The 1,294-nt window shown below is 38.0% G+C and carries 1 protein-coding gene; it reads right to left on the bottom strand.

Annotated features, from left to right (window positions below; all coding sequences use genetic code 11):
- Nucleotides 1-291 precede the first annotated feature (291 nt).
- A complete protein-coding gene (locus AC1TO8_RS23810; RefSeq protein ID WP_482058064.1) occupies nucleotides 292-963 on the bottom strand; it encodes a hypothetical protein in 672 nt (223 codons plus the stop codon).
- Between the last annotated feature and the right edge of the window lie 331 nt (nucleotides 964-1,294).

Genomic DNA, 1,294 nt, shown 5'->3' with positions numbered 1-1,294 from the left:
ATAAGCATAGACCCAATCATCAAACTCTATTGAAGTCATCCAAGTCTTCTGCGGTCTTGAATGTATGACCCTAAAATGTCTTACTAGGCCGATAGTTTTCATTCAGCACCTCATAATGAGTCCTAATTTACAAACGTGCCATATTTCATATAACGTACCCACATTTCTGACGTTCAAGCGGCTTAAGGTGCGTAGCACCGGGTCGTCAGACTTAGCCGGTTGAATGTGTCGCTTGAATAAACTGCTTCGTTAGCGACCAAGGAGCGCCAGCGACGACGCAGAATTGTAATGTTATGTACTTTTACTTGCCGTCTTCGAATTTGCCAACAATGTTCTTACTTTATAAAACATCCAAGTTCTTAACAATGATTCTTTGTCTTTATGAATTGCCACTTTATCCTTATAATAAAAATCCTCCAATGATACGCTCATCTTACTTATCGAACTTACTGCTTCATGACAGATCCATTCATCAAAATGTGTTTTCCCTTGACCTGATCTATAAAATTTATCTTTAGGCAGTATATATAACATACCTTCTGTCCAAGGTTTATTCAGTATTGTAGATTCGTTTATTGAATAAAAATGATACTTATTATGCCGGTTAACAATACATCCATTGCGGAAGCTCCCTATCGACCTGCTACGATTAAAAATCGCATAGAAAATCGACCATATCGGATCCGTTGTTGCAAATACAGCGTTTGTTTTCTCATTATTGTATAGCGTTTGTTCACGAGGTTCAAAGCATCTTATATTATGATTATTAGAACCATGAAACACAAAATTCCCTTTTATTAATAAGTACTGTAGAAAGCGGAACTTTGAATATTGTAATTGATAATCTATTAAATTCCCTTCATGAACCGATTTAGCCAATTCCTCATATTGTTCTATCTCATCATTAGTAAATACAACTTTTGGAGATGGATACAATAAAATCGATAAAAGAAATGATATCATCTTCTTGAAATAACCCTCCCTATAAGTCTTGCAAGTAATTGCACATGGCGTTTCCGTGTTCACGACGTTCAAGCGGCTTAAGGACCGTAGGTCCCGGTCGTCAGACTTAGCCAGTTGAATGTGTCGCCTGATTCCACTTCTCCGGAATTCCTCTTAGCGATCGAGGAGCGACAGCGACGAAGCAGAAATGCATTGTTTATAAGATGTCAGCACCTTCTTCGAAATGCATCCATAATTCAACTATCGTTTCCCGTTAGTCGCAACAAGAGTGACAACACGGAAATATGCCCCTCCAATTACTCAAAAACTCGAGTGATGATCAAAGATTGTT

Source organism: Paenibacillus sp. Y859 (assembly GCF_056786405.1).
This window is presented reverse-complemented; position numbering and strand designations above follow the sequence as displayed.

Excerpts from the sequence above, each read along its gene's own strand:
- AC1TO8_RS23810 (WP_482058064.1), bottom strand. The coding sequence starts at position 963 with ATGATATCATTTCTTTTATCGATTTTATTGTATCCATCTCCAAAAGTT.